The sequence below is a fragment of the Rhodococcus sp. NPDC058532 genome, from assembly GCF_042719255.1.
Taxonomy (GTDB): Bacteria; Actinomycetota; Actinomycetes; order Mycobacteriales; family Mycobacteriaceae; genus Rhodococcus_G.
In genome coordinates, this window is record NZ_JBHXNU010000010.1 from 104,260 (window position 1) to 130,281 (window position 26,022).

The following is a 26,022-nucleotide window of genomic DNA, read 5'->3' on the forward strand; positions in this document are numbered from 1 at the left end:
CTACCCCCGCTACTCGGGGAGCCGGCGACCCGCGAGGTTTTCCAGCCGCTCGATCCGGTCGGCCATCGGGGGGTGTGTGGCGAACATCCGACTCATCTTGTCGCCCGCCCGGAACGGGTTCGCGATCATCATGTGGGACTGCGCAGCGATCTTCGGTTCCGGCGGCAACGGCGCGGCCTGGGTGCCCCGTTCGAGCTTGCGCAGCGCCGACGCCAGGGCCAGCGGGTCACCGGTGAGCTCCGCACCCGACTGATCCGCCTGGTACTCCCGCGACCGCGAGACCGCCAGCTTCACCACGGTCGCGGCGATCGGGCCGAGCAGCGACACCAGCAGCAGCGCGAGCGGGTTCGGGCGGTTCTCCCCGCGTCCACCGAACATGCCAGCGAACATCGCCATGTTCGCCAGCCCGGAGATCACCGCCGCCATCGCACCGGCAACCGAGGAGATCAGGATGTCGCGGTTGTAGACGTGCGAGAGCTCGTGCCCGAGCACCGCACGCAGCTCCCGTTCGTCGAGGATCTGCAGAATTCCGCTGGTGCAGCAGACCGCGGCGTTGCGCGGGTTGCGTCCGGTCGCGAAGGCGTTCGGGGCGGCGGTGGGGCTGATGTACAGCCGCGGCATCGGCTGATGCGCGGCGGTCGCGAGTTCGCGCACGATCTTGTAGATGACCGGCGCCTCCACCTCGGTGATCGGCTGGGCGTGCATCGCGCGCAGGGCGAGCTTGTCGCTGTTGAAGTAGGCGTACGCGTTGGTGCCGACGGCCAGCAGGATCGAGAGGATCAGAATCGTCCGGCTGTTGAACAGGGATCCGACGAAGACGATCAGCGCCGACATGACCACCAGCAGGCCGAAGGTCTTGACCCCGTTCGAGTACCTGTGCACAGCCACCTCATTCCCCTGGCCGGCCGGGACCGGCCCACCACCCGTTGAACGAGGGATCACCTGGAGGGGTTCCCTCGGTGGGAACGTTACTTCAGCCGACGCGGGCGATCGTGTATTCGACCAGGCGTTTCAGTGCCTCGTTCGCCGGTCCCTGCGGCAGCTCCGCGAGCTGGGTGCGGGCGAGGTCGACGTACTCGCCGAGCTTCGCTTTCGCGGCGGCCATCCCCGGCGACCGTTCCAGCAGGCTCAGGGCCTCCGCGACCGCGGCGTCCTCGGTGACCGGCCCGGCAAGCAGTTCCCGGAGGCGGTCGCCGTCGGGGCCCTCCTCGCGGAGCGCGTACAGCACCGGGAGGGTGTGCACCCCCTCCCGCAGATCCGTTCCCGGTGTCTTCCCGGACTGCGCGGACACCGAGGAGATGTCGATGATGTCGTCGACGATCTGGAATGCGGTGCCGATCGCGTCGCCGAGCCGCTCAAGCCGGACCACGTCCTCGGCCGTCGCGCCCGCGAACGTGCCACCGAAACGCCCGCACGCGGCGATCAACGATCCGGTCTTCTCCCACACCACCTTCAGGTAGTGCTCGACCGGGTCCTGGCTCTGCTTCGCCCCGATGGTCTCCCGCATCTGGCCGGTGACCAGCGCGGCGAACGTCTCCGCGATGATCCGGACCGCGTCCGGGCCGAGGGTCGACACCAGCCGTGAGGCGTGGGCGAACAGGTAGTCGCCGGCCAGGATCGCGATGCTGTTGTCCCAGCGGGAGTTCGCGCTCGGCGCGCCGCGCCGCATCGACGCCTCGTCCATCACGTCGTCGTGATACAGCGTGGCCAGGTGCACCAGCTCGACGACGGTCGCGGCGGTGATCACCGCCGGATCGGTGCCCCGCGGCCCCAGCTGGGCGGTCAGCAGGGTGAACAACGGCCGGAACCGTTTCCCGCCCGCCTTGGCCAGGTGTAGGGCGGCCTCGGTGAGAAAGTCCTCTCCGTCGGACAGCTCGCCGACCAGCAGGGCCTCCACGTCGGTCAGACCCGTCCGCACCACCTCGGCCAGTGCCTGGTCGCCCAGATCCACACCGGCGACGACGGTGCTCGTCGCTTCGCTCGTGCTCACGATCTCAGTACCCATCCTGTTCTCCGAGACACCGGCCAAACCGATCCCACTGTCACCGGCCCGACGACTGCTGTGGATGCCCACGGTAGTGGGCACGCGGCGGGTGCGGGGTACCCGGGCTGCCACCGGGCGTGGGGCCGGGCCTGACAAGATACTGCCGTGGTGCCTCCGCCTGCCGAATCCGATCAATTCGCACCGACCGCCGCAACACCGACGGGCGTCCCAGACGCCGCACCGACGGGCGTCCCCGAGCGGACCGAGGTGCTGGTTGTCGGCGCAGGTCCGGCCGGCTCCGCGGCCGCGGCCTGGGCGGCCCGATCCGGCCGCGAGGTGCTGCTGGCGGATGCCGCGGCGTTTCCCCGCGACAAGACCTGCGGCGACGGCCTGACGCCGCGCGCGGTCGGCGAACTGAACCATCTGGGGCTCAGCGAGTGGCTGAGCGGCCGCCCGGTGAACCGGGGGCTGCGGCTGACCGGGTTCGGCAGGGAACTGCAGCTGCAATGGCCGGACGGCGCGTTCCCCGCCACCGGCAGCGCGGTGCCACGGACGGAACTCGACGACCGGATCCGCCGGGTCGCGGTGGCGGCGGGCGCGACGATGCTCGCCGGCGCGAAGGCGGTCGACGTCGAGCGGGACGCCGACACCGTGCGCGCGGTCACGTTCGCGACGGCGGACGGCGCCCGCACCGTCCGGTGCCGGTATCTGGTGGTCGCCGACGGCGTCCGGTCTCCCCTCGGCAAGCTGCTGGGCAGGCGGTGGCACCGCGAGACCGCCTACGGCGTCGCGGCCCGCGCCTACGTCGACTCCGGTCGCGCCGACGACGAGTGGATCACCTCCCACCTGGAACTGCGGGACGGTGCGGGGGCGCTGCTGTCCGGCTACGGCTGGGTGTTCCCGCTCGGCGGGGGCCGGGTGAACCTCGGGGTCGGAACGCTGGCGACCGCGACCCACCCGGCGCCGGGGGCGCTGCGCCCGCTGATCGAGTTGTACGCGGCGCAACGCCGCGACGAATGGCACCTGGACGGGCCGATCCGATCGGTCGGGTCGGCGCTGCTGCCGATGGGCGGGGCGGTGTCCGGGGTGGCTGGCGCGAACTGGGCGCTGGTCGGGGACGCGGCGGCGTGCGTGAACCCGCTGAACGGGGAGGGCATCGACTACGGCCTGGAAACCGGCCGGATGATCGTCGACCTCCTCGATGCTGGCGAGCTCACCGAATTGTGGCCCACCGTGCTGCGGCAGCACTACGGCCGGGCGTTTTCGATCGCCCGCAGGCTCGCCGGGCTGCTGACGGTGCCGCGGGTGCTGCCAGCAGGTGGGCCGGTGGCGATGCGGTCGCGGGCGCTGATGACCGTCGCGGTCCGGGTGATGGGCAATCTGGTGACCGACGAGGACGCCGACCTGACCGCGCGGGCGTGGCGGGCTGCGGGGGCGGCGTCGCTGCGCGTCGACGGCCGCCCCCCGTTCAGCTGATCCTCGGCGTGACCGGACCGTTCAGGCCGTCGGGTGGCCTGAACGGTCCGGTCACTCGGACCCCGCCGGGTCGAGGACGAACACCGGGAACCGGCCGACGACCGGTTCCTGCGCGAACACCACCCGGGCCCGGCCAGGGGCGGCGTCCGGGTGGCCGCCCTCGATCGCCGCATAAATCCACGGTCCCTCGTCGAGTTCGACGATCGCGATGGTCAGCGGGTCCAGCCCGCGTCCACTCGCTCCCGCGTTCGCCGGGTCGAGCCGGGTCCAGGACACGACGGCCCCCTGCCCCGTCGACGGCACCCATTCGAGGTTGCCGTCGCAGCTCGTGCACACCCACGTCTCGGGCGCGTACAGGGCCGAGCAGGATCCGCAGCACCGCAGCATGAAGGCCTCCGTCTCGAACGGCCTGGTGACCGCGTCGACGCTCATGCCGACACCTGCTCCCTGCATCGCGACAGGACCCGGCCGACGGTCTCCCCGAACCGGTCGGGTTCACCGATCGGCCAGCAGTGGTTGCCGGGCACCATCACCACGTTCGGGTCGCCGAGCGCGGCCCGCATCGAGTCGAAACTCGCCTCCGGGATCACGCTGTCCGCGGTACCCCACAGCAGCGTCACGGGCAGCCTCCGCTCCGCGAGCCTGATCAGCTCCGGCCGCAGGTCGGCGGTGCGGGCCACGTGCCCGGCCCGCCACACCGCCATCGGGTCCCGGAGCACGTTCGGAAGCGCGTCCCCGGCCAGGGCCCCGACGATCTGGCTCAGCGACGGCGAGCCGAGCGCATCGGCCTGCAGGCGCAGCGCCCAGTCCCACAGCGGCCGCTCACCGATCGGCCGGGCCGCCCCCTCGGACGTCCACTGGGCCCCGCCGACGGAGTTGACGAGCACCAATTCCTCGACATGGTCGGGCAGGTCGTGCGCGGCCCGGGCGGCGACGCCACCGCCGAACGAGTGTCCGATCGCGGTGACCGGGCGGCGGATGCCGATGGCGTCGACGAAACGGCCAACCCAGCGTGCGTACCCGTCGAGGTCGCGTTCGCCCTGGGGCAGCTCCGGGGTGCCGCCGAATCCGGGCATCGCGGGGGCATAGACCCGCACCCCCCGATGCGCGAGCTCCCGGAGCGCGGCCCGGTACGGGGCAGGTCCGAGTCCCCAGCCGTGCAGGAAGACAACCGGCCTGCCGTGCCCACCGACCGCGTAGTCCACTGCACTGCGGTCGACGCGGACCTGTCGCCAGCGCAGGTCCTGGGCGGGCCGGTGACCGGCGGCCGACGAATTTCGGGGTGGAGACTCGTGCATCGGGTACCTCGACTTCACGGCGAGTGCCATCACTGGAGAACGACTCGGTTGCTGAGACGTTCATCACAGTGCCGGGTATCCGTGCGGGGCACGACGGCCGAATGACGGGGATGGGTACCTGTTTTTCGATTTCCGGGTACCCGGTGTCACCGAAAACCCGCCGGTCACCGCCCCCCGACGGGGTCGCCGGGCGCCCCGGACCGGCTCGTCTGCTGTTCGACGAACCAGGCCGCGATCTGGGTTCGTGAGCTGAAGCCGAGCTTGGCCAGCACGTGCTCCACGTGCCCCTGCGCCGTCCGCTGCGAGATCACCAACTTCCCGGCGATCGCGCGGTTGGTCAGGCCCTGCGCGACGAGTTCCGCGACCTGCTGTTCGCGCCGCGTCAGGGTGACGGCCTCGGGCTCCGGGGCAGGCGCGGGCACCTGCTGCTCGCCGAGTGCGTAGGCGAGGACGTCGTCGCAGGACATCGCGCCGCCCTGCCGCCAGGCCGCGTCGAAGACCCCCTCCGCGAGCGCGTCGCGGGTGCGCTTCTCCGCCTCCTCGTGGTAGACGAGCACGTTCGGCAGCAACACGATCGGGCTGCCGACCGCCCGGGACCGGGCCTGCGCCGCCCCCATCAGGACCGCGGCCCGCCGATAGCGCCCGTCCGCGGCGGCGATCCAGGAGAGCACCTCGACGCAGGAGCTGCACCCGAGCGGATCGTCGATGACCCGCCCGAGCCGCAATCCCTGCTCCAGCAGGTCGGAGGCGCTGTCCGGGTCGTCGGACCATCGGCTCAACGCCAACGCGAGCAGGGAGTACTCGCGGATCGCGGATTCGCCGTGCTCCTCGGTGATGTCGAGGACCTCCTCGTGATAGGAGATCGCCCGGCTCTCCTCCCCGAGGACACCGGCGGACACCGCCGCACCGACCAGCGCGTTGGCGAGCCGAAGCAGGTCACCGGAGGCCCGGAACCGGGCAATGACCGCCTCGAACGCCGGGATGGCCTCGGTGAGGCTGCCCGCGAACAGCGACTCCGAGGCGGCGGCGAGATTCGTCAACAGGTCGGCCTCGGGGTCGCGGAGTTCGGCCGCGACGCGCCGACAACGCGCCACCAGGTCCGCGGCGCGTCGCAGGTCGCCCTGGGTGCCCGCCAGCACGCTGTCCACGTACAGCGCCTTCACCCGATCGAGACTCGGCAGGTCGGGTCCCCGGTCGAGGGCGCGGTCGAGCCAGTGCCTGCCCTCGCTGGACATGCCGCGGCACAACCAGTACGGGTACATGGCGGTTCCGATCCGCAGCGCACCGTCGACACCACCTGGCTCGGTGACGCTGAACGCGATCGCCTCGCGCAGGTTCGACTGTTCGCGGTCCAGCCTGCGGATCCAGTCGACCTGACGGGGACCGATCCACTCGGATTCCGCGGTCGCCGCGATGCCCTCGTACCAGTCCCGGTGCCGACGCCGCATCGCGGTGAACTCCCCCGCGTCCCGCAGCCTCTCGCGGCCGTACTCGCGGATCGTCTCGAGCATCCGGTACCGGACCCCGGCATCGACCTCCTCCCGGATCAGGATCGACTTGTCGACCAGCGACGCGACCCCGTCGAGCAGCGCGCCCGCGTCGTCCGGCTCGCCGCACACCCCTTCCGCGGCGTCGAGTTCGAAACTGCCCGCGAACACGGACAGCCGCCGCCACAGCACCTGCTCGGTGTCGGTGCACAGTTCGTGGCTCCAGTCGATGCTCATGCGCAGCGACTGCTGCCGGGTGGGGGCACCGCGGCTGCCCTTCGTCAGCAGCCGGTACCGGTCGGTGAGCCGCTCGAGGATCTGGTCGACCGACATCGCCCTCAGCCGGACCGCGGCCAGTTCGATCGGCAGCGGCAGCCCGTCGAGCTGATAGCAGATCGACGAGATCGCGACCCGGTTCTCCTCCGTCAGCGCGAATCCCGGCACCGCGGCGGCCGCCCGCTCCACGAACAGGGTCACCGCCTCGTACTGCGGCAGACCCTGCAGGTGCGGCGGCCGATGCGGATCCGGCACCGTCATCGCGGGCACCCGGCTCACCGCCTCGCCGCCGATCGACAGGGGCTCCCTGCTGGTCGCGAGGATCCGCAGATCCGGGCAGCACCGGAGCAGCGCCTCCGCGAGCGCGGCGATGGCGTCGATCAGATGCTCACAGTTGTCGAGGACCAGCAGCAGGTTCCGTTCGACGAGGTGATCGGTGAGCTGGGTCAGCGGCGAATGCCCGGGCAGTTGCCGCAGTCCGAGCGCGGCAGCGACGGCGTCCGCGACCAGGTCCGGGTCGTGCAGTTCCCCGAGCTCAACAAGCCACACCCCGTCCGGGAACGCGCGCCGTGCGTCGTCGGCGACCCGCAACGCGAGCCGCGTCTTCCCGACCCCGCCGATCCCGGTGAGGGTGACCAGCCGTGACGCGGACAGCAGCCGCTTGGCCTCGGTCAGTTCCCTCCGCCGACCGACGAAGCTGGTCAGTTCCTGGGGCAGGTTTCCCTGCCCCCCGCGCGCACCGGACTGGTTCATACTCGCGTCACTCCCGTTCTGGCCTCGGTGCGCCCCGACAACGCACCGAGTGTTACCGGCGGGCGCGATGCAGTGCCACGACCCCACCGGTCAGGTTGCGCCACTGTACGTCTCGCCAGCCCGCCGCCTCAATTGTTCGGGCCAACTCGTCCTGCGACGGCCACGCCCGGATGGACTCGGCGAGGTAGACGTAGGCGTCGGGATTGGAGCTGACGGCGCGCGCCACCCGGGGCAGCGCCCTCATCAGGTACTCCATGTAGACGGTTCGGAATGGGCCGAAGGTCGGCGTCGAGAATTCGCTGACCACCAGCCGACCGCCCGGCTTGGTGACGCGGGCGATCTCCCGCAGCCCGGCCTCGAAATCGGAGACGTTGCGCAGGCCGAACGAGATGGTCGCGGCGTCGAAGACGGCGTCCGCGTAGGGCAGGGCCATCGCGTCGCCCGCGACCATCGGCACCCGCCGGGACGACCCAGCGTGCAGCATCCCCTTCGAGAAGTCGGTGGCGACCACCCAGGCCCCGGACCGACCGAGTTCGACGGTCGACACCCCGGTGCCAGCCGCCAGGTCGAGGACCCGCTCCCCCGGCTTGAGGTCGAGGGCCGCGCGGGTCGCGGTCCGCCAGTGCCGGTCCTGCCCGAAGGAGAGGACGGTGTTGGTCAGGTCGTATCGACGCGCGACCCCGTCGAACATCGACGCGACCTCGTGCGGTTCCTTGTCGAGCGATGCCCGCGAGCCCTTCGTTGCTGCCACGCCGCCCACCGTACCGTCGCGCCCGGTCAGCCCGTCCGTCGCCTGACCGCCCACAGGACCGGCGCCGCGACCAGCCACGTCACCACGATCACCGACGCTGCGGGGAGCACCGCGACCCGCACGTCCCTCCCGGACACCCGCACCAGGTCGGGGTCGGAGCGGGCGTACTCGACGTCGATGCGCTGGCCCGCGGTCAGCTTGGTCGGGTACAGCACACCGAGCCGCGGGGTGTGCGTCACCCCGTCGGGAGTGACGAAGCTGACCGCCGAGCGCAGCGCGCCCGCCGAGAGCACCTCGGCGGTCGCGACGCCGCGGTCGGAGTTGATGGTGTGGTCGTTGCGCCACGCCGCGAGCACCAGCAGCACCGCCAGCACCGAGATGCCGGTGGCGACGACCAGCACCCCGCGGGCGACGCGATGCGCGGTTCTCGGGGTCACAGTTGCGCCCGGATCGCGGCGTGCAGCTCCCGCAGTCCCGCCCGGTCGGTGCCGACCTCGAGCACCCGAATCCCGCGACCGTAGGGGGTGGCCAGCTCGGTCGCCAGCCGATCGCAGGTCACCCGGGCGTGCTCGATCCGATAGGCGGCGCACAGCGCGGCAAGGTCCATGCCGTGTGGGGTGCCGAAGATCCGCTCAAAGACGCCCGCGTACTGCGGGTCGCCCTGTTCCAGGAGTTCGAAGATGCCGCCCCCGTCGTCGTTCGCGACGACGACGGTCAGGTCCTTCGGTCGCGGTTCCCCGGTCCCGATCAGCAGCCCCGACGCGTCGTGCAGGAACGTCAGGTCCCCCATCAGCGCAATCGTCCGGCCCCCGCCTGCCGCGTCGGCGGACAGCGCCGCCCCGACCGCCGCCGACACGGTGCCGTCGATGCCCGCGACGCCGCGGTTGGACAGCACCCGCACCCCGGGACGCGGGTAGCCGACCAGCGCGGCGTCCCGTACCGGGTTGGACGCGCCGAGCAACAGTTGGTCCCCGTCGCCGAGCGCATCGGCGACGACGGCGGCGACGTGCAGGCCGGTCGCACACTGATGGACGGAAAGCTGCTGCCGGACCGCCTTGTCCGCGTGCTCGGTCAGATGCCTGCAGCGCTCGAGCCACGCCTGCTGCGGCGCGCCGCTGACGATCGCCCGGGTGCCAGTGGCCTGGACATTGCCGGAGACGTCGGGCCAGCGGGGCCCGGTGGTCAGGGCGAACACCGACACCCGCGGGTCGGCGAGCAGCTTGGACACCGGGCGGTGCAGGGTCGGGCGGCCGGTGATGATCGCCTGACGCGGCGCCAGCTGGGACAGCGCGAGGGGATGCAGCGGGACCCCGTGCATCGGTGCGGTCGGTTCGGCGACCGTGGGGAGCGCGGCGAGTTCGGGCCGGTAGGCGGCGCCGTGCCCGGAGATCACCACGGTGTCGGGGCTGAGGTCGATCTCAAGCGGCACGTCCAGGGTGGCGTGCGCGGTCGTCGTCCAGGCCGCGCCGCCGGGCCTGCCCTCGTGTGCCGGCCCCTGCGGATGGGCGTCGGGAACGAGCGGTTCCCGGAACGGGATGTCGAAGTGGACGGGTCCGGCATTGCCGGAGCGGGTGCCGCGGGCGGCCGCGAGCACCCGGCACACCGCCGACCGCCACTGGCTGTTCTGCAGCGCCGCGTCGCCGTCGGCCTCGGCGAGACCGAGGCTGATCGTGGCGCGCACCTGGGTGCCGAACAGCCCGAGTTGTTCGACGGTCTGGTTGGCGCCGGTGCCGAGCATCTCGTAGGGCCGGTTCGCGGAGAGCACCACCAGCGGCACCCGCGCGTAGTTGGCCTCGAGCACGGCGGGCCCGAGATTGGCGACCGCGGTGCCGGAGGTCATCACGATCGGCACCGGGTGGCCGGAGGAGATCGCGAGGCCAAGCGCAAGGAAGCCTGCGGTCCGCTCGTCGATCCGCAGGTGCAGGCGCATCCGCCCGGCGGCGTCGGCGGCCTGCAGCGCGAACGCGAGCGGCGCATTCCGCGAACCCGGGCACAGCACGACGTCGCGGACGCCTCCGCGGATCAGTTCGTCGACGACGGCGGTGGCCTGGGCTGTGGACGGATTCACGGTGTCCAGGGTGTCAGACCTCGCGGGCAGGCCGAAGCGCCCCCACCGACGACCCGCCGCTAGTTAGGATTGCCTGATCTAATTCGGCACGGGAGGACGAATTTCATGGCCAGGCGCCCCACCTACATCAGACCCGACCAGCGCGCGTTCCTGCGGGCGCAGGTCGTCGCGAGCAAGCAGATCAGCCCCCACTTTGTCCGCGTCACGGTCGGCGGACCCGAGCTGCGCTCGTTCACCCCGCTCGGCAGCGACCAGTGGTTCCGAATGTTCCTGCCCGCCCCCGGCACCGGCCTGCGGCTGCCGACGGCGACCGGCAAACTCTGGTACGCGCAGTACCTGGCGATGAGCAAGGCGACCCGGCCGGTGGTGCGGAACTACACGGTGCGGGCGTTCCGGAACGCGGAGCAGGCGCGGCACGGCGCGGACCCGGAGATCGACATCGACTTCGTCTGCCACGGCGACGACAACGCGAGCGGCCCCGCCTCGGCGTGGTCCCAGTCCGCCGCCCCCGGCGACGAGGTCGCCCTGCTCGACGAGGGACTGATCCACCATCCGCGGCCGGACGCCCGGCGGTGGCTGCTGGTCGGCGACGAGAGCGCGTTGCCCGCGATCGCGGGGATCCTGGAGTCGGCACCGGCGGACGTGCGCGGGGAGACCTACCTTGAGGTGCCGCACGCCGACGACGCGCAGGACCTGCCTGCGCCGGACGGCATGACGGTGCACTGGCTGGCGCGGAGCGATCCGCATGCCCGACCGGGGACGCTGGCCCTCGACGCGGTGCGCGCCGCCGCCCTCGCCGACGTCCCGGACTACGCGTTCGTGGCTGGCGAGCAGGCGCTCGCGACCGGGGTGCGCCGCACCCTGGTGAACGATCGCGGGGTCGCGAAGGCCGACATCGCGTTCACCGGCTTCTGGCGGCACGGCCGCGCCGCGGGGTAAATGCGCCTGCGGCGCCGGTACAGAGAGGCGACTCCGCTGCGCTTCGCGCCCGGTGCAGAGAGGCGGCTCCGCTGCGCTTCGCGCCCGGTGCAGAGAGGCGGCTCCGCTGCGCTTCGCGCCCGGTGCGTGATTTTCACCCCGATCGGGGTGAAAATCACGCACAGTTGGCGGAGCCGACTAGCTGGCGTGCTTCTGGACGAGCGCGCCGAGCCGCGGCAGGGCCTCGACGACGTTCTTCTTCGCCGACGGGCGGAGCGACGAGTAGACCTTCTTGACGGCGGCCTTGCTGGTGCCCTCAATCTTGTCGTCGGTCACGCCGAGCAGCGCGTCCGCGACCTCGTCGCCGCGGGCGGTGAGGAAGTCACCGAACGCGCCGCCGGTGGCGCCGAAGTCCTGCCAGAACGGCTCCAGCCGGGTAACGAAGCTCGGCAGCAGGCCCTCGACCGCGTCCGGAACGATCGACGGTCCGACCTTCTTCACGGCGCCGTAGCCGGTCTTGAGGGCCAGACCCGAGGCGCCGGACTTGTCCGAAACCTCGGCGTCGATGAGCTCCTGCACGTCCGCGACGACAGCGGGCAGCCGCGCCGGGTCGAGCAGGGTGTCGTTCAGTGCTGCAACCACTTTCAATGCCTCCGATAGTGCGTGAATGTCGAGCGCCGACCCTATACGACGCACCGACCACACCATCAACTCCAGTCACCTGGAGCCACACCAGCCACCCGAGTCAACGGCAAGCAGCCCAGGTCAGCAATCATGCAGCGCATTCATAGCAGGGCGTGACACCGAGCCAGCCGATCCAGCCACCAGCCGGTGCGCTGGGGTGCGGCCGCCAACGCCGCGAGCCGCTCCTCATCCGGCACCACGGCAGCGACCTCGAGCTCGCCACCCGACAGCGGGAGCGGCGCCGCGACATCGGCGGCGAACAGGCTGCCGGTCCCGAGCCCGCAGGCCAGGTCAAGGGCGGGCAGCGCGGCGGCCGCGGCCAGCCCGGTCGCGATCCCGACCGCCGAGTCCAGCGCGCTCGACACCACGATCCGCGCGCCGTGTCCGGCGAGTTCGTCGGCCAGCCGCAGCAGCGACCGCATCCCGCCGAGCGGCGCGACCTTCACGACCGCGACATCGGCGGCGCCGGCGCGCACGACCCGCAGCGGGTCGTCGGCACGGCGGATGCTCTCGTCGGCGGCGATCGGGACCGAGATGCCCCGGCCCGCCAGCCGCCGACGCAGTTCGACGAGTTCGGGGACCGTCGCGCACGGCTGTTCGGCGTACTGCACCGCGCCCCCGTCGGTCAGCGCGGACAGCGCCGCCACCGCCTCGTCGACGGACCACCCGCCGTTCGCGTCGACCCGGACGTGCTCGACACGGTTGCGGACCGCGGCAACGCGGGCCACGTCGTCGGCGAGGGACTGCCCCCTCTCGGCGACCTTCACCTTCGCGGTGCTGGCACCCGGAAAGCGGGTCAGGATCTGCGGCACCTGCGCGGCAGCGACCGCGGGCACCGTCGCGTTGACGGGGATCGTGGTGCGCACCGCGGGCGGCGGCCCCAGCCAGGCACTCTCGATCGCAGACCGCAGCCACGCGGACGATTCGACATCCCCATACTCAGGGAACGGCGCGAACTCGCCCCACCCGGCGGGCCCCCGAAGCAGCAGCACCTCGCGCACCGTGATGCCACGGAACCGCACCCGCATCGGCAGGGCGACGACGCGGGCGGCGGCGCGCAGCTCGTCGAGGGTCGGGGTCGGTCCGGTCACGCCGGATCTCCTTCGGTCGCGGCGTCGACGAATTCGATGCCCCGCAGCACCGGCACGACAGCGCTGACGTCGACCTCGGCGGCGACGGCCACGTCGCCGCCGAACCCCTTGGCCGCCAGCTCGCGCCCGCCCGCGCAGGAGTCGAGCAGCGCCCCGATCGTCGGCGCCGCGGCATCGAACGCGGCCGCCGCGGACAGCGATTCGGGGGAGCATCCGCCCGGGTCGGCGATCGCGAACGCCCGGAGCACCGCCCCGGCCCCCCACAGGTCCTCGACGGCCGGACGCAGCGAGCCGTCCGGCCACCGCTCCCCCGCCGCGATCACCGCCACCGTCGACGCGCCCGAGCTGGCGATCCAGCGAGCGACCGCGGACGCGTTGCGCAGGCACGCCCCAACCACAAGCGGCGACCCGCCGGTAGCGACATGCGGCGACCCGCCGGTAGCGACATGCGGCGACCCGCCGGTAGCGACATGCGGCGACCCGCCGGTGGCAAGGCCGAACGACAGCGCGGACCCGTTCGGCGACGGCAGCACCAACCGCGTCGGCACCGCACCCGCCCGCAGCGACAGCGGGGACAGGCTCGGCTGCCCGGGGCGGGCCCGCGACCGCCCCACCGCCGGCGTCGCATCGTGGTCGGCGGCGTAGGCGGCGGCGCCCGCCGGGTCCCACGGGTACGGGAGGACGACGGCGCCCGCCTCGAGCGCGACGGTGAGGGTGGTGCTGAACGACAGCACATCGACGACGACGGCGACATCGCAGCCGACCGCGACCGCTGCCGCGCCCGCGGGACCCCAGTCGAAGCGGTTCCGGTGCGCGCCCTGACGATGGGCGGGCGGTGCGGGTGGGGTCGGCACGGTCAGGGCTGCCCGGGCAGCAGCACGATCATCAGCGCCTCGGCATCCGCGAGCAGGGTGCCGTCCGGTTCGGTGAGCCGTGCCGTGACGAACGTCTTGCGCCCCTCCACCCGGTCGACCTGTCCCTCGACGACGAGCGGGGTCTCCAGCGGGGTGATCTTTCGGTAGTTGACGTGCAGGTATCCGGTGCGGCTGATCGGCCTGCCGGACGCGTGGGTGACCATCCCGAACAGGTCGTCGAACAGCAGCGGAAGGACGCCGCCGTGCGCGGCCCCGTTGCCGCCCATGTGGTAGCGCCGGAACACCCCGGTGGAGCGGACACCCGTCTCGTCAAACTTCTCGATCGTCCACGGCAGCATCAGCAGGCTGCCGCGGCCGGGCAGGCCGACGGACCGGCCGCCCGGCTGCCTGCCCTCCGGGACCCGGTGCGGGGCGAGCAGCGCGGCCAGCGCCTCGGCCTGCTCGGCGGCCCGTTCGATCACCTCCGGCGGCGGTGCGGTGGACACCGCAAGGTCCTGGACGGTGCGCAGCGCCTCAACGAGCCGACCGAAGTGCGGTCCGCCGTCGTCGGGGGCCGCCGCGTACACCGGGAACCCGCCGTGCCGCTCGTAATCGCCGTCCCGCTCGGTCTGCTCGCTCATGGTCTGCACGGTAGCGTTCCCGGACCCCCGGCGCGGCGCACCCGCCCGCAGGGCGCGGGCATAGGGTTGGTTCCCGTGACCTTCACTCCGCAGCTGTGGCGCCCCGTCCCCGGGTTCGAGAACCTCACCGACATCACCTACCACCGGCACGTCACGCAGGGCACCGTCCGCGTCGCGTTCGACCGGCCGGAGGTCCGCAACGCGTTCCGCCCGCACACCGTCGACGAGCTGTACCAGGCCCTCGACCACGCCCGGATGACCTCCGACGTCGGCGCGGTGCTGCTGACCGGCAACGGGCCGAGCAGCAAGGACGGCGGCTGGGCGTTCTGCTCGGGCGGCGATCAGCGGATCCGCGGCCGCAGCGGCTACCAGTATGCGGAGGGCGAGACCGCGGACACCGTCGACCAGGCGCGGGCGGGCCGGCTGCACATCCTCGAGGTGCAGCGCCTGATCCGGTTCATGCCGAAGGTGGTCATCGCGCTGGTGAACGGCTGGGCGGCGGGCGGCGGGCACAGCCTGCACGTGACCTGCGACCTGACCCTCGCGTCCCGCGAGCATGCCCGCTTCAAGCAGACCGACGCCGACGTCGGCAGCTTCGACGGCGGCTACGGCAGCGCGTACCTCGCGAAGATGGTCGGCCAGAAGTTCGCCCGCGAGATTTTCTTCCTCGGCGACACCTACACCGCCGAGCAGATGCACCACATGGGTGCGGTGAACCGGGTCGTCGACCACGCCGAGCTTGAGGACGTCGCCCTCGAGTGGGCGGCGAAGATCAACGGCAAGTCGCCGCAGGCGCAGCGAATGCTCAAGTACGCGTTCAACCTGCAGGACGACGGTCTGGTCGGGCAGCAGCTGTTCGCGGGCGAGGCCACCCGGATGGCGTACATGACCGACGAGGCCGTCGAGGGCCGGGACTCGTTCCTGGAGAAGCGGGACCCCGACTGGTCGCCCTACCCGTGGCACTTCTGACGCCCTGACCGGACGGCGGTGGCGGCAGCCACGCCACCGCCGTCCGCGGGGATCAGTCCGCGATCACCTCGTCGGCGAACCGGCGGATCGCCCGGGTCCGGGCCTGCGGGTCCGTGCCGTCCTCCCCGTAGAGGTGCCACGGGGAGACCCGGACCTCGGTGACGCCGAGCTCCTCGAGGGCGAGCAGCTCCTCGACGCCGCGGACCGCGCCGAGCGAGACGTTGATCGCGAACGGGTCATCGGCGCGGCCGTGCTCGGCACGCAGCTCCCGCAGCCGGGAGATCGCGGCGGTCAGCTGCTCGGCGTCAGTGTTGACGGAGATCCAGCCGTCCCCGAGGCGCGCCGCACGGCGTAGGCCCGCGTCGCTGTGCCCACCGACGTAGAGCGGCACCGGCCGATCGGGAGCGGGGCTGATCATCAGCCGATCGAAGTCGTAGTGCCTGCCGTGGAATTCGACCCATTCCGGGCCGCGGCCCGCGCACACCGCCCGGATGATCTCGAGCGCCTCGTCGGTCCGCGCGCCGCGGGTGCGCATGTCGGTGCGGGTGAAGGCGAACTCCTCGGGGATCCAGGCCAGGCCGACCCCGATCTCGACGCGGTTGTCGGACAGCACGGCGAGCGTCGCGATCTGCTTGGCCGTCAGCAGCGGGTCCCGCAGCGGCAGCTTGAGCACGTTGGTGTAGAAGCGGATCCGGCTGGTGACCGCGGCCATCGACGCCATCGTGATGAACGGGTCCGGCATCGGCGTCTCGCCGGACCACATTCGCTTCCCGTCCGGCGAGTACGGGTACGGCGCGGACACGGTCTCCGGGTAGAACACCGAGTCCGGCAACGCGATCGAGTCGAAGCCGGACTCTTCCGCGGCGAGCACCGTCTCCCGGAGTTCGTTGGTGTCGATCATCGCGACCGGCAGCGACCACTTCATCGTCGCACCACCGTCGCCACGACGGCCTGGCTCGTCCGGGCCGAGGGCCTGGCGACCACCCCGGCTTCGGCAGTGTGTGGGCGGGCGGGCGATCGGTGCGTGTCCAACGACCGCACGCGGAAAGTGTGCAACACAACGTCAACGTACTCGCGCGCCGCAACGCCGGTGCCGACGCCCCGCCAGCAGGCGTCACCCGCGGGCAGAGACGACAAATGCGTTTCCGGATACGGAACAATTCGCCAGGTCACGAATTCACGACACCCCGTCGGATTGCGCGCTATTCGCTCGCGGTGTTTACTTGGCGACCTCACTATCGAAAGGGTCTCGATACATGTCGAATTCCATTCTCCGCCGCACCGCCGTCGCGGCCGCCATCACGGCGACCGCCGCCTGCGCGCTGCCCGCGGTCGGCACCGCGCTTCCCGGCTCCAGCGACGCCAAGGCAGGCCCGTTCTGCGCCTCGCTGTCCACCGAGAACACCCCGAACGGGTGGGGGGTCCCGTTCGAGGACGAGCAGGGCCAGAAGGCCAGCTACACCGCCGACCGCATCCTCGACGAGGACGGCGGCCTGGTGTTCTCGGTCACCGACTCGTCCGAGCGTCGGGCGTGGTACTCCGCGGCAGGCACCGCACCGGAGACCGTCACGCTCGCGGACATCGTCGACAAGGAGATCGGCTTCGCGGAGCGGGCCGACACCTCGCGGGCCTCGTTCCAGATCCGCCTGCTCGGCACCACCGGCGGCAAGTTCGACAACGGATTCACCACCCTGGTGTGGGTTGCCGCAGGTAACGACGCGGCGGACACCGCCGACGGCGCCCGGCACACCAAGCTGCAGGACGGCCTGTGGTGGAGCACCCAGAACATCGACGGCGCCCCGGGCCGGAAGGCGGTCCCGCTCGCCGACATCGCGAAGGCCAACCCGAACGCGACCGTCGAGCACTACGGCGTGAGCATCGGCACCGGCTCGACGAACATCACGACGCTCGTCGACGAGATCGTGTTCAACGGCTGCACCACCAACTTCGCGAAGAACGATCCGGAGCCCGGCACCGGCTCCGACTCCGGCTCGGACTCCGGGTCCGGCGGCGGTTCCAGCTCCGGTTCGCTGGGCAACCTGTTCGGCAGCTCCTAGCCGGCCGCCCCAGCATCACCAGGTGCCCGTCCCGGCTCGCCGGGGCGGGCACCTCCCATGTCGGGCCGGAAATACCGGAAATGCGCCCCACATTCGCCGGACCCCAAAATAGTGTCGTCGTTCGAATAAATGACACATCATTGTTCGTCAATTGAAAGCCCGTCGGCCTCCCGAATGACATTCCCTCGATCGCGTTCCTGACTCCCATTTCTGGCCGCCTGCGACCGCCGACGGAAATGGGTGCGGTCACCCATCCCCCGCGGGGCGGCGACCTCGGGCACACTGACCGTCATGAGTGAGCGCACCGAACCGGACGACGGTCGTGAGCGCCCCGCGGCCGAGCACACCCGTCCTTCCGGTGTCAGCGACGCCGCGGTGGCCGCTGCCGGGAGGCTGTCCGAGGCGCTCGAGACGGTCGAACGTGCCCGCGGCCAGCTGTACACCTTCCACCAGCTGATCGGCCACGCCGACCGCCAGCTCGGCGAGGCCGTCGATGCCCTCCGCGCCGCAGGCCACGCCGAGCTCGCCGCGGCCATCGACGCCGACCTCGTCGGCCGCAACGTGATCCCGGGCAGGTGGACGTTCCAGCTGGTCGAGGCGTTCGACGACGGCTACTGGACGGCGTTCCGGCGCTGGGACGCCGCCGCCCGCGACGCACTGCTCGGCGGCCGCAGGCACGTGCACGAGGCCGAAATGAAGGAGGCTCGGCGCACCCACGGCCGCCCGGGCCACGAAGCACGCCCAGCGGAAGGGGAATGACCATGGAGATTCTGAGCAGCCGGATCATCCTGCGCCCGAAGGACTATCCGCGGACCCTCGCGTTCTACCGGGACGCCCTCGGCTTGGCGATCGCCCGCGAGTACCCGGGCGGCACGGTATTCTACGCGGGCCAGAACCTGATCGAGGTGGCGGGCCACGGCGGCAGCGACGTCGAGTCCACGTTCGAGGGCGCGGTCTGGTTGCAGGTCCGCGACCTCGACGACGCCAACGCCGAGCTGGTGTCGGCCGGGGTCCCGATCGTCCGGGAGCCGCGGCACGAGCCGTGGGGCCTGCACGAGATGTGGATCGCCGACCCGGACGGGGTCCCGCTGGTGCTGGTGCAGGTCCCCGCGGATCATCCGCTGCGCCGCGACACCCGCTGACCCCCCCGACCGACGACCGAATGCGCCGTTCACTCGATCTGATCGGATCGACTGAACGCTTCCGTTCACTCGATCTGATCGAGCGGATGTGCCGTTCGGTCGGCGGGCGCGGCGGCCTGCGACCGGTCCGGGCGGTGTGCCAGCGCAGGCCGGGCGAGGAGTTCGACGGCGAGCAGGGCCACCACCGCAACGAGGATGGTCACCACGACCACCGTCCCGGACGGGTACCGCCAGAACACCAACGCCGCCACCGCGACCGCGACGATCGCGAACCGCAGCGGCAGCCGGAACCGCGCGACCTGGGTCTCGACGGTCCGCGGTTCCCTGGTTTCGTCGGGCGCCCGCAGCCGGTCCATCACCCTGCCGTACCCGCCGCGGATCGCGGCGGCGGACGCCGACGGACCGGACAGGTAGCCGACCACCCCGAGCAGGACCGCCACCACGAACACCGCACGCAGCGTGGTGCGTAGCGGCTGGACGAGGGTGTCGAACAGGACCCCGGCCGCGTCCGGCGGCAGCACGTCCGCGGGCACCTGCCCGAGGTAGACGCCGCGGCCGACGGCGATCGCCACGGCGAGGATCCCCATCCCGATCGCGAGTGCGACCCCGACCAGGGACACCGCCCGCCTGCGCCCGCCGCGCGGGGCCATCCAAATCGCGAGCAACGCGACCAGCAGCGTCACCCATGGCAGCACCACTGATGCCTTGTCGAGCCAGCTCACCAGGCGCTGCGCCTTCACCAGGTCCGCGCTCTGGAAGATCACGAAGCTGGCGTCGACGTCCGGGAGTCGCTCGACGAAGGTGAATCCACGCCCGACGAGGTCGGCCTTCACCGTGTCGATGATCGTCGCGAGCTTGATGCTCACCTGCCCCCTGTCGTCGACGGCGACGGCGCCCGAGTTCTCGCCGGTCGCGACCGACACCAGTTCCTCGTGCGCCTGCCGGTTCGCCTCGATCCACGTCGACTCGAACTGGCTGGACCCGACGAGTTTCGTTGCGGCGTTGTGCACGAACGACTGTGCCTGGCCCGCGATCACGGGGGCGAGACCGACCACGGCCTGCGGGACGCGGGGGGCGACCTCGGTCAGGGCAGTGAGCGCGTCCGCGGTCATCTGCTCGACGTCGACCCGCGTCATGATCTGGTCGGTGATCTGGTCGGCGAGCGCCGCCTGTAGGGCGGGGTCGGCCGCGAGCGGGGCCACCGTCTGCACATACCGGTCGGTGTCGAGCACCTGACTGCGCGCATACCGGGCCGCGACGGACCCGATCCCGAGGACCGCGACCAGGACCAGCAGCAGTCCGGCCGCCGTCCACCGCAGCGCCGACTGCCGCGTCGTCGCCGCGGCGGGTGCGGGCGCCGGGGCGCCGGCGCGGCCCGCCCGCAGCTCCGCGACCTCGCTGCGCAGCCGCTCGAGTTCGGCCCGCTCGTCGGGCGCCAACGGTTCATCCTGTCCGGTCCCGGCCATCACCGTCTCCTTCCGCCGCGGCTGCGCACCACGTCGACGGCACGCCGCGCGTCGGCAACCGATGTGGATCAGACCAGGTTTCGGGTCGCTCGCGGATCACCCTCGCCGGATGAGATCCCGCGTTCCGCCCTGCGCGGTGCCGCCGTCCGGAGGACAATCGTCGGGTCGGGAGCGGCGAGGTGGGTCCAATGACTGCTGGCGGTGCGGGAGGCACGACCCGGGGGTCGGCGCTGGTGCTGGCCGTCCTTGGGGCAGGCCAGTTCCTGATGACGCTGGACAGTTCGGTGATGAACGTGTCGATGGCGACGGTGGCGGCCGACCTCGGCACCACGATCACCGGGATCCAGACGGCCATCACCCTGTACACGCTGGTGATGGCGACGCTGATGATCACCGGCGGCAAGGTCGGGACGATCCTGGGCAGGCGTCGGGCATTCGGGGTCGGGCTGATCGTGTACGCGGTGGGGTCGACCACGACGGCGCTGGCCCCGAATCTGACCGTGCTGCTGATCGGGTGGTCGTTCCTGGAGGGGGTCGGTGCGGCGCTGATCATGCCCGCGATCGTCGCGTTGGTTGCGGCGAACTTCCCGCCGGAGCGGCGGACGACGGCGTACGGCCTGATCGCCGCGGCAGGCGCGATGGCGGTCGCGGCGGGGCCGTTGGTCGGCGGGGCGGTGACGACGTTCGCGTCGTGGCGGTACGTGTTCGCGGGCGAGGCGGTGATCGTGGTGGCGATCCTGCTGGTGCTGCGCCGGATCGCCGACGTCCCGCCGCAGCGGGTGAAGCTGGATCTGGTCGGCTCGGCGCTGTCGATCGCCGGCCTGGGCATGCTGGTGTTCGGCGTGCTGCGGTCGAGCGAATGGGGGTGGGTGTTGGCGCGTCCCGGCGGCCCCGAGGTCGTCGGCCTGTCGCCGGTGTTCTGGCTGATCCTCGCCGGCCTGCTGGTGATCGGGCTGTTCCTGCAGTGGCAGTCGCGGCTGACGGCGACCGGCAGGCAACCGTTGTTGGACGTGACGTTGCTCCGCAACCGTCAGCTATCGGGCGGGCTGACGATGTTCCTGGCCCAGTTCATGATTCAGGCAGGCGTGTTCTTCGCGGTGCCCCTGTTCCTGTCGGTGGTCCTCGAACTGAACGCGCTGGCAACCGGGGTGCGGCTGCTGCCGTTGTCGGTGGCACTGCTGATCGCCGCGGCCGGGATCCCGAAGGTGTGGCCGCAGGCATCGCCGCGGCGGGTGGTCCGGCTCGGCCTCGTCTCGATGCTGGCGGGCATCGTGATCCTCGCCGCTGGCATGGATCCCGGCGCGAACGCGGCGGTGGTCGCGGTTCCGATGCTGCTGATGGGTCTCGGGTTGGGTGCGTTGTCGTCGCAGCTGGGGGCGGTGACGGTGTCCGCGGTCCCGGACGAGAAGTCGCCGGAGGTCGGTGGCCTGCAAAACACGGCAACGAATCTCGGGGCGTCGCTGGGCACCGCGCTGATCGGGTCGGTGCTGATCGCGACGCTGAGCTCGTCGGTGGTCGCGGGGATCGAGACGAACCCGGCGGTCCCGGTGTCGGTGCAGCAGCGGGCGAGCACCGACCTCGCGGCCGGGGTGCCGTTCCTGTCAGACACCCAACTCCGGTCGTCGCTCGCCGACGCGGGGGTGCCGGCGCAGACGACCGACGAGATCGTCGCCGTCAACGCCGACGCCCGATTGGAGGCGCTGCAGGTTGCGTTCGCTCTCGCCGCGCTGATCACCGCAGGCGCGCTGGTCGCTAGCCGCCGCATCCCCCGCTGACCTGCGGCTCCGCCGACTGTGCGTGATTTTCACCCCGATCGGGGTGAAAATCACGCACCGGCGCGTCAGCGCGTCAGGGCCTCGGCGATCCGGTCGGACTGCGCCTGGCTCTCCATCAGCTGCCGCAGTAGCCACAGCCGCAGCACCCGGGAGACGGCGCCCGCGAGGTACAGGGCCGCGCCGATCACGGTGACGGCGAGCAGCGCCGTCGCCAGGATCTGATACGACGCGATGTTGCGCAGGTCGTCGAGGGTGAGCGAGGCAATGTAGACGATGAACGCCGCCGCCGCGCCGACCACCATCAGCACCAGGCCCGCGATGCGGGCCTTGCCGTCCCCTGCACCGGAATTGCCGGTCTTCAACTTCAACTCGGATACATCCTTCTTGAACTGGTCGCGACGTTCATCGGCAAGTGCGGTCATCGTCACCCTCCTAGGTAGCTGGTCGAAAGTTCACGGTCGATGTCGGTGGGATTCCCGGTCCGGACCACCCGGCCCTGCAGCATCAGCGCCGCCGAGGTGGCGATCGGCAGGACCGCGCGAGCGAACTGCTCGGCGACGAGGATCGACAGCCCCTCCGCCGCGAGCCCACCGACGATGTCGTACATCTCGCTGACGACGCGGGGCGCGAGTCCCATCGAGAGCTCGTCGAGCAGCAGCACGGTCGGGGCGGTGCCAAGGGCGCGGGAGAGCGCGAGCATCTGCTGTTCGCCGCCGGACATCGATCCGGCGAGCTGGCCCCGGCGCTTCCCGAGAATCGGGAACCGTTCGTACGCGACCGCTTCGAGATCCTTCAGTGCGGCACCGGTCCCGGTGGCGACCCAGAGGTTCTCGCGGACGGTCAGGTTGGCGAAGATGCCCCTGCCCTCCGGGATCGTGCAGATCCCGAGCCGGGCCAGGGCGGCCGCGTCGACGCCGTTGACGCAGCGGCCAGCGAGCCGGAACTCCCCGTCCGTCACCGGGAGGATGCCGGAGCAGATCTTCAGGGTCGAGGTCTTGCCGCCGCCGTTCGGGCCGAGCAGCGCGACCACGGCACCGGGGTGCAGTTGCAGGTCGACCCCGTGCAGCACCTCGATCGCCCCGTACCCGGCGCGCACCCCGGACAATTCGAGCAGCGGCGCCGGCTGCCCGGGGGTGGACGGGTCGGCCCCGATGGCAGGCGCGCTCATGCCACCTCCTCCGTTCCGATGTAGGCCGCGATGACCGCGGGATCGTTTTGGATCTCGGTGGGTGTCCCGGACGCGATCAGGGATCCGTAGTCGAGCACGTGGATCCGGGAGCACACCCGCATCACCAGCGGCAGGTCGTGCTCGACGAGGCAGATGCCGAGCCCCTCCCCCGCGAGCCGCAGCAGCAGCTCCGCGAAGTCCTCGGTCTCCTGCTCGGTCTGCCCGGACGCGGGCTCGTCGAGGAGCAGCACCCGCGGTTCGGTCATCAACGCCCGCGCCACCTCGACGACCCTGGCCCGTCCGGTGGGGATGTCCGAGACGTCCTGGTCGGCGACGTCGGTCAGCCCGGTCAGTTCGAGCAGCCGGTCGGTCTCGGCCGCGAGGTCCCGCCGCCGCCTGCTGCCGGTGCCGTGGATGTCACCGGCCACCCGCAGGTTGTCCCGCACCGACAGCGACAGGAACAGCTCCAGCCGCTGGAAGGTGCGGGCCAGCCCGAGCCGCGCCCGCTTGTACGGGGGCTTACCGGTGACGTCCCGCCCGTCGATCAGCACCCGCCCCGAGGTCGGCTTCTGCAACCCGGTGACCGTGTTGAACAGGGTCGTCTTGCCCGCGCCGTTGGGGCCGATCAGGCCGGTGACGGCGCCGGCGTGCACGGCGAGGCTGACATCGTTGACGGCGACGTGGCCGCCGAATCGGACGGTGACGCCCCGTGTTTCGAGGAGCGGCGTCGACCCGGACGGGGTGCTGGGGGTCGCTTCAGGAGACGGCATTGGTCGTCAACTCCTTCTCGGGTTCGGAGCCCGCGGTTGCCGCCGGCTCCTCGTCGACGGGGGCGGGGACTGCGGTGGCGGCGGGCACGGTTCCGGCGGGCAGGGCCGGGGCGGGCAGCCCCAGCTCCCGGTCCACCAGGTCGGTGGCCTCGGGTCCGTACGGCTCGTCGATCCCGATCCGCTCCGGGTCGAGCGGACGCCTGCGGGCGGCCTCCTCCGCCCCGAGCACCTCGGTCGGCATGACCATCTCCCCGACCACCGGCAACGCGAACACGGTGACGATGGTGATCGTGGCGAACCACCAGTTGTCCAGGACCCCGGTCAGCGCGAGCAGGTAGGCGACCGCGACGACCGCGGCACCCCCGACCAGGACCGGCTTGGCGTTCCGCAGCTTGCGGTAGCCCTCGACCACCTGATGCACGCTGCCGGACGGGTTGTGGCCGACACCGATACCGATCAACGCCGGGCTGACCGCGGCGAGGTTGCCGAGCAGCAGGTAGAGGCCCTCAAGGTCGGGCTGGGCCTTCGCCAGGTTGTTGAACGAGACCATGATGACCGAGAAGCCGACCCCGGCCATCACCCCGCCGAAGAAGGCGCCGCTGACGTAGCCGATGCCCGCGACGACGGTAAGCATCAGCAAGGTCAGGCTGATGATGATCGTGAACGTCTCGCCGGAGACCGAGCCCATCGCCGACGACATCAGGATGCCGCCGAGGCCTGCGATGCCCGCCGAGATCACGAACACGCTGAGCTTGAGCCGGACCAGGCTCTGGCCGAGCATCGCCGACGCGGCCGGGCTGTCCTTCATCGCCGTCAGCCTGCGGCCGTAGCCGCTGTTGCGCAGCGCGACGACGCCGACACCGAGCACCGCGAAGACGACGGTGGCGGTCATCAGGAAGGCGGTCGGGTTCGCCAGGTCGAGGGGACCGATCTGCAGCGGAGGGATCACCAGGTTGCCGCCGGTGAAGATCGAGAACTTCACCCCGAACAGCTCGTGCTCGGTGGTGTCCCGCAGCACCATGTTCGATAGGAACACCCCGAACGCCATGGTCGCCAAGGCCAGATACAGCCCCCGCAGGCGCAGCGCGGGCAGCGCGACCAGGCCGCCGACGAGCGCCGCGACGATCACGCCGAGGATCACGCCGACGATCGTGAGGCGTTGCGCAAGGCCCGATCCGGTGATGCCGAAGTGGTAGACGACGATCGTGGCGATCGCACCGAACGAGAGCGGGGCCAGGTTCATCTCCCCCGCATACCCGGTGAGCACGGTCAGCGACAGCGCGATGATCGCGAAGCAGACCCCGATGGTCAGGGTGGTCACCGCGGACTCGACCATCAGCTGCCGGATCAGGAAGACGATGGCGATCAGGGCGATGGCCCAGCCGATCGCCTTGCGTACCGACGGGACGTGGTAGCGCTCGCGGGTCCGCACGGCGGCGCCCCGGAGCCGGTCCTGCGGCAGCACGATCAGCACCACGAACAGCGCGATCATCGGCAGCGAGACCCGCAGATTCGATGTCCACGTCCAGGTGGACGGCGCGTACCCGAGCAGGTAGGTGCCGGCAAGGCCGAGCACGACGGCGCCGACGAAGGTGCGCGGGATGCTGCGCAGCCTGCCGAACATCGCGGCGGCGAAGGCGTCGATCACCAGCAGCGTCAGCAGGTTCGCCTCGAGGGTGCCGCCGCTGATCGGCGTGATCAGGATGCCGGCGAGGACGGCGAGCATCGAGCTCAGTGCCCAGGAGAACCCGGCGATCCGTTCCGGGTTGTGACCGCTCAGTCGCAGCAGGTCGGGGTCGTCGACGACGCCCCGCATCGTCGCGCCCATCCGGGTGCGAGTGAACAGCAGGCGCAGCCCGACCGCGATCGCGACGGCGGCGATCAGGCAGAGCAGCTCGTGCACGTGCACGGTGGCGCCGAGGAACGCGAACTTACTGTCGTCGCCGAAGAACATCGGCAGGGTGCGCGGTTCCTCCGCATGCCAGAACCACTGGGACAGGAACAGCATCCCGAGCATGATCGAGACGGTGACCACGATCTTGGTCACCTCGGCGGTGTCCCGCAGGCCCCGCATGATCAGGAAGTACAGGCCGAGCCCCATCAGCGGGCCGAAGATGCCGAGGACGATCAGCAGCGCCAGCGGCGTCGGCAGTCCCCAGCCGACGCTGAACTGCCAGTAGAGGAAGGCGCCGAGCATCGCCTGCGCGCCGTGCGCGAAGTTGAAGATGCCGGAGGTGTTGTAGGTGAGCACCAGCCCGGAGGCGGCGATCGCGTACACGGAGCCGAGCACGAGGCCCAGGATCGTGAACGTCACGAAAGTGTCCATGTGAGAACCCTTGGTCGAGTCCGGGGGCGGTGCGCCCTAGTGCCGCACCGCCCCCGTTGCGAATCCGT

25 protein-coding genes are annotated in these 26,022 nt (G+C 71.4%); 7 read left to right on the top strand and 18 right to left on the bottom strand.

Features of this window, described 5'->3' with window-relative positions:
* Positions 1-9 precede the first annotated feature (9 nt).
* Both htpX and ACFWQG_RS13825 read right to left on the bottom strand, forming a co-directional pair.
* Complete coding sequence (htpX, locus tag ACFWQG_RS13820) at positions 10-882, bottom strand: zinc metalloprotease HtpX (protein ID WP_378508273.1); 873 nt, start codon at positions 880-882, stop codon at positions 10-12.
* Between the two features lie 91 nt (positions 883-973).
* Entirely contained in the window at positions 974-2,005 is a 1,032-nt protein-coding gene (locus ACFWQG_RS13825; RefSeq protein WP_378508190.1) for a polyprenyl synthetase family protein, read from the bottom strand.
* A 246-nt stretch (positions 2,006-2,251) separates the two neighbouring features.
* On the opposite strand from ACFWQG_RS13825, the gene ACFWQG_RS13830 reads away from it, so the two are divergent.
* Positions 2,252-3,460, top strand: a complete 1,209-nt coding sequence (locus tag ACFWQG_RS13830; RefSeq protein WP_378508274.1) for a geranylgeranyl reductase family protein — start codon at positions 2,252-2,254, stop codon at positions 3,458-3,460.
* Between the two features lie 51 nt (positions 3,461-3,511).
* Here ACFWQG_RS13830 and ACFWQG_RS13835 read toward each other — a convergent pair whose 3' ends face one another.
* From ACFWQG_RS13835 to menD, 6 genes are all read right to left on the bottom strand, one after another.
* Positions 3,512-3,892, bottom strand: coding sequence for a Zn-ribbon domain-containing OB-fold protein (locus ACFWQG_RS13835; protein ID WP_378508191.1), 381 nt, complete (start codon positions 3,890-3,892; stop codon positions 3,512-3,514).
* Positions 3,889-4,758: an alpha/beta fold hydrolase gene (locus ACFWQG_RS13840; protein ID WP_378508192.1), complete on the bottom strand. Its 870-nt coding sequence runs from the start codon at positions 4,756-4,758 to the stop codon at positions 3,889-3,891. The genes ACFWQG_RS13835 and ACFWQG_RS13840 overlap by 4 nt, the downstream gene beginning before the upstream one ends.
* A 164-nt stretch (positions 4,759-4,922) precedes the next feature.
* On the bottom strand, positions 4,923-7,274 hold the full coding sequence (locus ACFWQG_RS13845; RefSeq protein ID WP_378508193.1) for an ATP-binding protein: 2,352 nt from the start codon (positions 7,272-7,274) through the stop codon (positions 4,923-4,925).
* A 52-nt stretch (positions 7,275-7,326) separates the two neighbouring features.
* A complete protein-coding gene (locus ACFWQG_RS13850) occupies positions 7,327-8,025 on the bottom strand; it encodes a demethylmenaquinone methyltransferase (protein ID WP_378508194.1) in 699 nt (232 codons plus the stop codon).
* A gap of 26 nt (positions 8,026-8,051) precedes the next feature.
* Entirely contained in the window at positions 8,052-8,462 is a 411-nt protein-coding gene (locus ACFWQG_RS13855) for a DUF3592 domain-containing protein (protein ID WP_378508195.1), read from the bottom strand.
* Positions 8,459-10,093: a 2-succinyl-5-enolpyruvyl-6-hydroxy-3-cyclohexene-1-carboxylic-acid synthase gene (gene menD, locus ACFWQG_RS13860; protein WP_378508196.1), complete on the bottom strand. Its 1,635-nt coding sequence runs from the start codon at positions 10,091-10,093 to the stop codon at positions 8,459-8,461. The genes ACFWQG_RS13855 and menD overlap by 4 nt, the downstream gene beginning before the upstream one ends.
* Positions 10,094-10,198: 105 nt before the next feature.
* On the opposite strand from menD, the gene ACFWQG_RS13865 reads away from it, so the two are divergent.
* The gene (locus tag ACFWQG_RS13865; protein ID WP_378508197.1) at positions 10,199-11,032 is read left to right on the top strand and encodes a siderophore-interacting protein; all 834 of its coding nucleotides are present in this window, start codon (positions 10,199-10,201) and stop codon (positions 11,030-11,032) included.
* Positions 11,033-11,209: 177 nt separating this feature from the next.
* On the opposite strand, the gene ACFWQG_RS13870 is transcribed toward ACFWQG_RS13865, so the two are convergent.
* The 4 genes from ACFWQG_RS13870 to ACFWQG_RS13885 form a co-directional block, all read right to left on the bottom strand.
* Entirely contained in the window at positions 11,210-11,653 is a 444-nt protein-coding gene (locus ACFWQG_RS13870) for a DUF6918 family protein (RefSeq protein ID WP_378508198.1), read from the bottom strand.
* Positions 11,654-11,796: 143 nt separating this feature from the next.
* Complete coding sequence (locus ACFWQG_RS13875) at positions 11,797-12,786, bottom strand: o-succinylbenzoate synthase (RefSeq protein WP_378508199.1); 990 nt, start codon at positions 12,784-12,786, stop codon at positions 11,797-11,799.
* Positions 12,783-13,640: a 2-phosphosulfolactate phosphatase gene (locus tag ACFWQG_RS13880; protein WP_378508200.1), complete on the bottom strand. Its 858-nt coding sequence runs from the start codon at positions 13,638-13,640 to the stop codon at positions 12,783-12,785. The genes ACFWQG_RS13875 and ACFWQG_RS13880 overlap by 4 nt, the downstream gene beginning before the upstream one ends.
* 2 nt (positions 13,641-13,642) lie before the next feature.
* Positions 13,643-14,281, bottom strand: coding sequence for a PaaI family thioesterase (locus ACFWQG_RS13885; protein WP_378508201.1), 639 nt, complete (start codon positions 14,279-14,281; stop codon positions 13,643-13,645).
* 75 nt (positions 14,282-14,356) lie between these two features.
* Between ACFWQG_RS13885 and ACFWQG_RS13890 the strand changes: the two genes are divergently transcribed.
* Positions 14,357-15,250 carry a 1,4-dihydroxy-2-naphthoyl-CoA synthase gene (locus ACFWQG_RS13890; RefSeq protein WP_378508202.1) on the top strand — a complete coding sequence of 298 codons (894 nt, stop codon included), beginning with the start codon at positions 14,357-14,359 and terminating at the stop codon, positions 15,248-15,250.
* A 52-nt stretch (positions 15,251-15,302) separates the two neighbouring features.
* Here ACFWQG_RS13890 and ACFWQG_RS13895 read toward each other — a convergent pair whose 3' ends face one another.
* Entirely contained in the window at positions 15,303-16,175 is an 873-nt protein-coding gene (locus ACFWQG_RS13895) for a TIGR03619 family F420-dependent LLM class oxidoreductase (protein ID WP_378508203.1), read from the bottom strand.
* A gap of 331 nt (positions 16,176-16,506) precedes the next feature.
* Here ACFWQG_RS13895 and ACFWQG_RS13900 point away from each other — a divergent pair, with 331 nt between their 5' ends.
* The 3 genes from ACFWQG_RS13900 (at position 16,507) to ACFWQG_RS13910 (ending at position 18,449) form a co-directional block, all read left to right on the top strand.
* Positions 16,507-17,307 carry a hypothetical protein gene (locus tag ACFWQG_RS13900; RefSeq protein WP_378508204.1) on the top strand — a complete coding sequence of 267 codons (801 nt, stop codon included), beginning with the start codon at positions 16,507-16,509 and terminating at the stop codon, positions 17,305-17,307.
* A gap of 291 nt (positions 17,308-17,598) precedes the next feature.
* A complete protein-coding gene (locus ACFWQG_RS13905) occupies positions 17,599-18,066 on the top strand; it encodes a hypothetical protein (RefSeq protein ID WP_378508205.1) in 468 nt (155 codons plus the stop codon).
* A 2-nt stretch (positions 18,067-18,068) separates the two neighbouring features.
* Positions 18,069-18,449: a VOC family protein gene (locus ACFWQG_RS13910; protein WP_378508275.1), complete on the top strand. Its 381-nt coding sequence runs from the start codon at positions 18,069-18,071 to the stop codon at positions 18,447-18,449.
* 65 nt (positions 18,450-18,514) lie between these two features.
* Here ACFWQG_RS13910 and ACFWQG_RS13915 read toward each other — a convergent pair whose 3' ends face one another.
* Entirely contained in the window at positions 18,515-19,915 is a 1,401-nt protein-coding gene (locus tag ACFWQG_RS13915) for a hypothetical protein (RefSeq protein WP_378508206.1), read from the bottom strand.
* 188 nt (positions 19,916-20,103) lie between these two features.
* Here ACFWQG_RS13915 and ACFWQG_RS13920 point away from each other — a divergent pair, with 188 nt between their 5' ends.
* Positions 20,104-21,690 carry an MFS transporter gene (locus ACFWQG_RS13920; protein WP_378508207.1) on the top strand — a complete coding sequence of 529 codons (1,587 nt, stop codon included), beginning with the start codon at positions 20,104-20,106 and terminating at the stop codon, positions 21,688-21,690.
* Between the two features lie 65 nt (positions 21,691-21,755).
* Here ACFWQG_RS13920 and ACFWQG_RS13925 read toward each other — a convergent pair whose 3' ends face one another.
* Genes ACFWQG_RS13925 through ACFWQG_RS13940 form a run of 4 tightly spaced genes read right to left on the bottom strand, consistent with a single transcriptional unit; the run spans position 21,756 to position 25,954 of the window.
* Positions 21,756-22,112, bottom strand: coding sequence for a hypothetical protein (locus tag ACFWQG_RS13925; protein WP_378508208.1), 357 nt, complete (start codon positions 22,110-22,112; stop codon positions 21,756-21,758).
* A gap of 2 nt (positions 22,113-22,114) precedes the next feature.
* The gene (locus ACFWQG_RS13930) at positions 22,115-22,858 is read right to left on the bottom strand and encodes an ABC transporter ATP-binding protein (RefSeq protein WP_378508209.1); all 744 of its coding nucleotides are present in this window, start codon (positions 22,856-22,858) and stop codon (positions 22,115-22,117) included.
* Positions 22,855-23,628 (bottom strand): ABC transporter ATP-binding protein, encoded by a 774-nt coding sequence (locus ACFWQG_RS13935; RefSeq protein ID WP_378508210.1) that lies wholly within the window; start codon positions 23,626-23,628, stop codon positions 22,855-22,857. The genes ACFWQG_RS13930 and ACFWQG_RS13935 overlap by 4 nt, the downstream gene beginning before the upstream one ends.
* On the bottom strand, positions 23,615-25,954 hold the full coding sequence (locus ACFWQG_RS13940; RefSeq protein WP_378508211.1) for an ABC transporter permease: 2,340 nt from the start codon (positions 25,952-25,954) through the stop codon (positions 23,615-23,617). The genes ACFWQG_RS13935 and ACFWQG_RS13940 overlap by 14 nt, the downstream gene beginning before the upstream one ends.
* Positions 25,955-26,022 lie beyond the last annotated feature (68 nt).

Excerpts from the sequence above, each read along its gene's own strand:
- ACFWQG_RS13825 (WP_378508190.1), bottom strand. The coding sequence starts at position 2,005 with ATGGGTACTGAGATCGTGAGCACGAGCGAAGCGACGAGCACCGTCGTC.
- ACFWQG_RS13835 (WP_378508191.1), bottom strand. The coding sequence starts at position 3,892 with ATGAGCGTCGACGCGGTCACCAGGCCGTTCGAGACGGAGGCCTTCATG.
- ACFWQG_RS13840 (WP_378508192.1), bottom strand. The coding sequence starts at position 4,758 with ATGCACGAGTCTCCACCCCGAAATTCGTCGGCCGCCGGTCACCGGCCC.
- ACFWQG_RS13845 (WP_378508193.1), bottom strand. The coding sequence starts at position 7,274 with ATGAACCAGTCCGGTGCGCGCGGGGGGCAGGGAAACCTGCCCCAGGAA.
- ACFWQG_RS13865 (WP_378508197.1), top strand. The coding sequence starts at position 10,199 with ATGGCCAGGCGCCCCACCTACATCAGACCCGACCAGCGCGCGTTCCTG.
- ACFWQG_RS13885 (WP_378508201.1), bottom strand. The coding sequence starts at position 14,281 with ATGAGCGAGCAGACCGAGCGGGACGGCGATTACGAGCGGCACGGCGGG.
- ACFWQG_RS13895 (WP_378508203.1), bottom strand. The coding sequence starts at position 16,175 with ATGAAGTGGTCGCTGCCGGTCGCGATGATCGACACCAACGAACTCCGG.
- ACFWQG_RS13900 (WP_378508204.1), top strand. The coding sequence starts at position 16,507 with ATGTCGAATTCCATTCTCCGCCGCACCGCCGTCGCGGCCGCCATCACG.
- ACFWQG_RS13905 (WP_378508205.1), top strand. The coding sequence starts at position 17,599 with ATGAGTGAGCGCACCGAACCGGACGACGGTCGTGAGCGCCCCGCGGCC.
- ACFWQG_RS13910 (WP_378508275.1), top strand. The coding sequence starts at position 18,069 with ATGGAGATTCTGAGCAGCCGGATCATCCTGCGCCCGAAGGACTATCCG.
- ACFWQG_RS13915 (WP_378508206.1), bottom strand. The coding sequence starts at position 19,915 with ATGGCCGGGACCGGACAGGATGAACCGTTGGCGCCCGACGAGCGGGCC.
- ACFWQG_RS13920 (WP_378508207.1), top strand. The coding sequence starts at position 20,104 with ATGACTGCTGGCGGTGCGGGAGGCACGACCCGGGGGTCGGCGCTGGTG.
- ACFWQG_RS13925 (WP_378508208.1), bottom strand. The coding sequence starts at position 22,112 with ATGACCGCACTTGCCGATGAACGTCGCGACCAGTTCAAGAAGGATGTA.
- ACFWQG_RS13930 (WP_378508209.1), bottom strand. The coding sequence starts at position 22,858 with ATGAGCGCGCCTGCCATCGGGGCCGACCCGTCCACCCCCGGGCAGCCG.
- ACFWQG_RS13935 (WP_378508210.1), bottom strand. The coding sequence starts at position 23,628 with ATGCCGTCTCCTGAAGCGACCCCCAGCACCCCGTCCGGGTCGACGCCG.
- ACFWQG_RS13940 (WP_378508211.1), bottom strand. The coding sequence starts at position 25,954 with ATGGACACTTTCGTGACGTTCACGATCCTGGGCCTCGTGCTCGGCTCC.